Here is a 6000-nt window from a genome sequence, read left to right as displayed (position 1 = left end):
TAGGAGAATTGAAAGTCAAGCCCCCTTCAATCTTAAAAGTCAAGAACATTCCAACAACATGCTCTCAAACAGAAAACAAAGACGCCAAGAAATGCCTTTATGTAGAGAGCTCTTGTTTGTAAAACGAACAACAAAAATCCGCAAGAAGAACACCGCCACACCCCATCCTTTCGCCCTATTTCACAATGAAACAGGCACTTGTAAGTGTTTAAATATGTAAAAGAGAGCCTTTTCTTTGTGCGCGAACACACCTTTTAAACATCCTTATTAATAAGGATTTGCACGTTAAAATACGTTTAAATCAACGTTCTTAACACCTGTTAATGTTAGCGTTCCACCTCAAAAATCACGCCGCTTGCACAAACCGCATTGCGCTTTATTTGCTATATTTGCACAAAGAAAATATAGCGAACATGATAAAAGACAAGCTAAAATCTATCTTATCGGCATTCAGCTACCGCCAAAAGGTATTCCTTTTGGTGACGGGAGGATTGATTGTAGGTCTGGGAGGGCTTTTCATGTACCTCCTTAGAATGCACACATACCTCACTGACGACCCCTCGGCATGCGTAAACTGTCACATCATGACACCCTATTACGCCACGTGGATGCACTCCTCGCATGGCCGCGACGCCACATGCAACGACTGCCACGTGCCTCACAACAACGTCTTCGCCAAGTACTACTTCAAGGCGAAAGACGGCATGAACCATGTTCGCAAGTTCGTAACCTTTCAAGAGCGGCAGGCAATAACCGCCGAAGATGCCAGCGCAGGAGTGATAATGGACAACTGCATACGTTGCCACGCCCAGCTCAACCAAGAGTTCGTACGCACGGGGCGTATCAATTACATGATGGCCAAGCGCGGAGAAGGCATGGCTTGTTGGGACTGTCACCGCGACGTACCACACGGCGGAATGAACTCCCTATCCTCTACGCCCAATGCAGAAGTGCCATTACCCAAGTCGCCTGTGCCAGACTGGTTGCAAGGCATGCTCGGAAGAAAAGGCAAGTAAACCAAACAACGTTCGTGCACCACGCCTAAACGCGTGAGCAAAAACATTATGAAAACCGAAACTAAAAACAAATAAGATATAGATATGGCAAAGCAATTAAAACGTTGGCAAGGATGGCTGTTGTTCGGAGGTTCAATGGTTGTCGTTTTCATCCTAGGCCTTCTCGTATCGTCGCTCTTAGAGCGCAGGGCCGAAGTGGTTAGCATCTTCAACAACAGAAAAACCCCAATGGAGGGTATCGTATCTGAAAACTCGAAGTTCGCAAGCGACTTCCCACGCGAATACGAAACGTGGAAACAAACGGCCGACACAACTTTCAAAAGCGAATTTAACAGTTCACAAGCCGTAGACGTGCTTGCCCAACGTCCCAACATGGTGATACTTTGGGCTGGTTATGCCTTCTCGTGGGACTACGCCACGCCGCGCGGACACCAACATGCTGTTGAAGATGTGCGCAGAACACTGCGCACTGGTGCACCTGGAGTAACCGAAGGCAAAGAGCCACAACCAGGAACATGCTGGACTTGCAAAGGTCCTGATGTGCCTAGGCTCATGAAAGAACATGGCGTTGCCAACTTCTACAAGGCCCCGTGGTCGAAATGGGGAGACCAGGTAATGAACAACGTGGGTTGTTCTGATTGCCACGACTCCAAAACGATGGACCTCAAACCCGCACGGCCCGCACTGTACGAGGCCTGGCAACGCGTTGGCAAAGACGTTAACAAGGCCACCCATCAAGAAATGCGCTCGCTGGTTTGTGCCCAATGCCACACAGAATACTATTTCAAGGGCGACGGGAAATACCTCACCTTCCCACAAGATAGCGGCATGACGGTAGAGGCGATGGAGAAGTATTACGACGCAATGAACTATAAAGACTACACGCACGCACTGAGCCGCGCACCCATACTCAAAGCGCAACACCCCGGATACGAAATCCATCAGATGGGCATTCACGGCCAACGTGGTGTGTCGTGTGCAGATTGCCACATGCCATACATGAGCAAAGGCGGCGTGAAATACACCGACCACCACATCATGAGCCCCCTGGCCAACATCGAACGCACATGCCAAACCTGTCACCGCCAGAGTGCAGAAACGCTTAGGCAGAACGTGTACGAACGCCAACGCAAGTGCAACGAAATACGTAACCGCGTAGAAAACGAATTGGCCACGGCACACATAGAAGCCAAGTTCGCATGGGACAAGGGTGCAACCGAGGCCGAAATGAAACCCGTTCTCGACCTCCTGCGCAAGAGCCAATGGCGCTGGGACTTTGCTGTTGCCTCGCACGGAGCCGCTTTCCACGCTCCACAAGAAATCATGCGCATCCTCTCGCACAGTCTCGACTTCGCTAACCAAGCACGCCTGAAAGTGGCAAAGGTGCTTGCCCGTCATGGATATACGGCCGATGTGCCCATGCCCGACATCTCTACGAAGGCCAAAGCACAAGCTTACATCGGACTGGACATGAAACAGAAAGAGGCCGACAAGGAGAAATTCTTAAACACCGTTGTGCCGCAATGGATTAAGAAAGCCAAGGCCGCAGGGCGTGCGCTCGACTTGTAACAGCACTGCCGACTAAGGATTTGCAAACAACAAACATGTTATAGCATCCATCATAAAGGGGTTAAGGCCCATAAAAAGGCCTCAACTCCTTTATGGTGTCTATAACAGGGCTGCGCCGCTTGCGGCAAATCCATTTGTGGAGAAACAAGCACTTCAAGGGACTTTCCATTCTAGCCACTCCTATATATAATAGGTATGCGCGCGCGAGTAGGCTCCCCCAAAGCGCATCCTAAAAAGCCAGTGGCAATCCCGCTCTTTCCAACACCTCACAATTCGCGCATACACCAGCGGCAGCAAGCACCTGCCTACACGCCCATTCGTAACGATTGATAAAACGATAACAAACAAACAAAAAACAACAAACAATTATGTGGACACGACCATGGAAGATGGTTGAAGGCTTCGCAGTTGGAGCCGGACTTGTGCTAGTTGGCCTACTGTTGCAATTCAGCACAGGGCCGATAGCCTGGAACAACCTTTCATTTCCCGTCAACTTCATCATCCTGGCAGGCTATATCCTCGCCATGAGCCTTGTATATGCTTTCCGCAACAAGGTGTATTCCTTCAAGTTCCTCTCCTCGTATGCCTCGGCCATCCCTGCCCTAGCCTACGCCGTGGCCCTTACGGCCATCATGGGACTGACCAAACAGGTGCCCGACGGACGCCCGGCATCCGACCCGCTGGGGCTTTCTCGCATGCTTTCGTTCTGGCCCTTCGTACTCATCTACATCTGGGTCTCGGCCATTGTGGCGCAGGCCACCATCAAAAAGGCCTTACATTTCAAGTGGCACGACGTGCCTTTCATGCTCAACCACGCAGGCTTACTCATCGTTATGCTTTGCGCAACACTGGGCAACGCCGACATGCAACGCCTCAAGATGACCATACACAAGTCGTCTCCCGAGTGGCGAGCCACCAACGACCAAGGAAAAATCGTAGAATTGCCTCTCGCCATACAGCTTAAGGCATTCAAAATCTACGAGTATCCCCCCAAGCTGATGCTTGTAAACGGAAAAACGGGCGACCCCATACCCAAGGAAAACCCCACAACCCTTATTGTAGACAGCACCTTTAAAACAGCAGACCTACAAGGTTGGACCATCAAACTAAACAAATACCTCGACGAGGCTGCCCCTTTGATGACCCGAGACACCACCAATTACCTGCCCTGGTACTCGTCGGGAGCGATGACCGCGATAAACATAACCGCCACTTCGCCCGACGGAAAGGTGAGGAGAACGGGCTGGGTAACCTGCGGAAGCTACCATTTTCCCTACCAAGTGCTTAGCTTAGACGGCAAAATATCCATCGCCATGCCCGAACGCGAACCGCAACGCTACCTCTCGAGCGTAGAACTGATGACCCAAGCAGGACTGCACGCATTCGCAGACATCGAAGTAAACCGCCCGTTAAGCGTGGAAGGATGGAAAATCTATCAGCTGTCCTACGACACCTCGATGGGCAGATGGAGCGAAACCAGCGTGTTAGAACTGGTTAGGGACCCCTGGCTACCCTTCGTGTACGTAGGCTTGGGCATGATGATGCTCGGTGCCGTATTTATGTTTTTGTCGTTACAACGCAGAAAGGAGACCAAAGAATGACCTGGAATAACTTCCCATATTTCGCCCTTGTAGCCGTTTTGCTGTGGGCTGTTGGCGCATACGCCGCCTGGAAAGATAAGAAAACACTCACCCTCGGCGCCACCATTGCGGGCCTGTTGGTGTTTTTCGGCTACATCGTAGCCATGTGGGTGTCGCTCGAACGCCCACCCTTGCGCACGATGGGCGAGACACGTCTGTGGTATTCGTTCTTCCTTCCCTTCGCCGGAATGGTTGTCTACCTGCGTTGGCGTTACAAGTGGATACTCTCTTTCAGCACCATCTTGGCCACGGTGTTCATCATCATCAACGTGATGAAACCCGAAATACACAACAAGACGTTGATGCCCGCCCTTCAAAGTCCTTGGTTTGCACCCCACGTCATCGTTTACATGTTCGCCTATGCCCTGCTTGGCGCAGCCACGGTGATGGCCATCTACCTGCTTTTCATTAAGAAGAAACCGGCCACCGACGATGAAATGGACATCACCGACAACCTGGTTTACGTCGGCCTGTCGTTTATGACGCTTGGCATGCTCATGGGCGCGCTTTGGGCAAAGGAGGCCTGGGGCCACTACTGGGCATGGGACCCGAAGGAAACATGGGCTGCCGTAACCTGGTTCTCCTATCTAGTCTACGTGCATTTCCGCCGTTCGCGCCCCCACCATTTACGCCCCGCGCTCTACATGCTCATCGTTTCATTCTTGCTCCTACAAATGTGTTGGTGGGGAATAAACTACCTGCCAGCCGCTATGGGGTCGAGTGTGCACACCTACAACCTGGGCTAGGAAACAGAGTATAAGTGCTCACACGCAAAAAAAACCAAACCACATTACAAGCCGTTGGCAGCATAACGCTGCCAACGGTTTTTTGTCTATTCAAGTTCCAATACAACCTCAGTGCGGCGTAAAGCTCCATGCCTTTGCTTACCCTCCAAATCGGTCATTATACCGCTTATCATTTTTTAGGTTGTTTCCATCGCTTACGGCCCAGCTTTCGTTTGCCTGTGGGCATCATCCCTGTCTTATTTCTCTCAACGCAGCCCACTACACACCTCCAAGAATAAGATAGGCAATATGCTCAACAATCAAAATAATCTGCACAGGCACTAATGAACCTATTTCGGATAAGCACGCCTCACAGGTACGAAACGGCATACAAAGATACGACAACGCCAGAGATACAGCCTCATCCGCCTGAGGCAGAACGCTGTTATGTGCTAAAAGGCGACCAGACAGAAGTTATTCCATGTATCTCCCACAGGCTGAAGACAAGCTGCAAATGGCAGATGTTCTCTGTATTTCCATGCTGCTCTCGCCGTCGGCTGTGGGCTGCATACACTGCAACAACATGCGCTGGCCGTCCGCAAACGTACCTGCTTGCCGTTCCGTAGCCCATACACGTGTATTCGACACATTCTTTTTTTGTATAGTTTTCAGCAAGAAATTTAACATTATAAGTGCCCTTTCTGCCCACCGAGCATCCACCTTGCCGCAAAAAATCGATTCTCGCGAAGGTTTGTTTCGATGCAAAAGGGGGCTTGTTGCAAATGCAAGCAAAGTGAATACGCATTGCATAAAACTGCAATTCGCACCCATTTTCGGGCTATTTGCAGCACAATACAGTGCAATTTGCCGCAAAACGCAGTGCGTTTTGATGCAAAACACCTTGCGTTTTGGTGCTAAACGCAAGGTAAAATGGTGCTAAATGCAGGGCAAAATGGTGCTAAATGCAGGGTAAAATGGTGCTAAATACGAGGCGAAAAGCATAAATATACATTGCAGTTGTATAGGCAAAACCCATTTCCACCATTAAAA

6 protein-coding genes are annotated in these 6000 nt (G+C 50.3%); 5 read left to right on the top strand and 1 reads right to left on the bottom strand.

The window, feature by feature from the left end:
• From HMPREF0670_RS17195 to ccsA, 5 genes are all read left to right on the top strand, one after another.
• A partial coding sequence (locus tag HMPREF0670_RS17195) for a hypothetical protein (protein ID WP_232213922.1) occupies positions 1-220 on the top strand: 220 nt, incomplete at its 5' end.
• Positions 221-413: 193 nt separating this feature from the next.
• Positions 414-1016 (top strand): cytochrome c nitrite reductase small subunit, encoded by a 603-nt coding sequence (gene nrfH / locus HMPREF0670_RS12435; RefSeq protein WP_009231506.1) that lies wholly within the window; start codon positions 414-416, stop codon positions 1014-1016.
• Positions 1017-1100: 84 nt separating this feature from the next.
• Complete coding sequence (gene nrfA, locus HMPREF0670_RS12430; RefSeq protein ID WP_009231505.1) at positions 1101-2585, top strand: ammonia-forming cytochrome c nitrite reductase; 1485 nt, start codon at positions 1101-1103, stop codon at positions 2583-2585.
• 368 nt (positions 2586-2953) lie between these two features.
• Entirely contained in the window at positions 2954-4186 is a 1233-nt protein-coding gene (locus tag HMPREF0670_RS12425) for a cytochrome c biogenesis protein ResB (RefSeq protein WP_009231503.1), read from the top strand.
• Positions 4183-4971 (top strand): cytochrome c biogenesis protein CcsA, encoded by a 789-nt coding sequence (gene ccsA, locus HMPREF0670_RS12420; protein ID WP_009231502.1) that lies wholly within the window; start codon positions 4183-4185, stop codon positions 4969-4971. Before HMPREF0670_RS12425 ends, ccsA begins: the two co-directional genes overlap by 4 nt.
• A gap of 453 nt (positions 4972-5424) precedes the next feature.
• On the opposite strand, the gene HMPREF0670_RS16450 is transcribed toward ccsA, so the two are convergent.
• Complete coding sequence (locus HMPREF0670_RS16450; protein ID WP_157579639.1) at positions 5425-5598, bottom strand: hypothetical protein; 174 nt, start codon at positions 5596-5598, stop codon at positions 5425-5427.
• Positions 5599-6000 lie beyond the last annotated feature (402 nt).

The organism is Prevotella sp. oral taxon 317 str. F0108 (assembly GCF_000162415.1).
Taxonomy (GTDB): domain Bacteria; phylum Bacteroidota; class Bacteroidia; order Bacteroidales; family Bacteroidaceae; genus Prevotella; species Prevotella conceptionensis.
The sequence above is the reverse complement of the archived record's forward strand: the minus strand, read 5'-3'. Positions and strand labels throughout refer to the sequence as shown.

Bases quoted from the DNA above. Each gene is read 5' to 3' on its own strand.
- HMPREF0670_RS12425 (WP_009231503.1), top strand. From the start codon at position 2,954: ATGTGGACACGACCATGGAAGATGGTTGAAGGCTTCGCAGTTGGAGCC.
- ccsA (WP_009231502.1), top strand. From the start codon at position 4,183: ATGACCTGGAATAACTTCCCATATTTCGCCCTTGTAGCCGTTTTGCTG.
- nrfA (WP_009231505.1), top strand. From the start codon at position 1,101: ATGGCAAAGCAATTAAAACGTTGGCAAGGATGGCTGTTGTTCGGAGGT.
- nrfH (WP_009231506.1), top strand. From the start codon at position 414: ATGATAAAAGACAAGCTAAAATCTATCTTATCGGCATTCAGCTACCGC.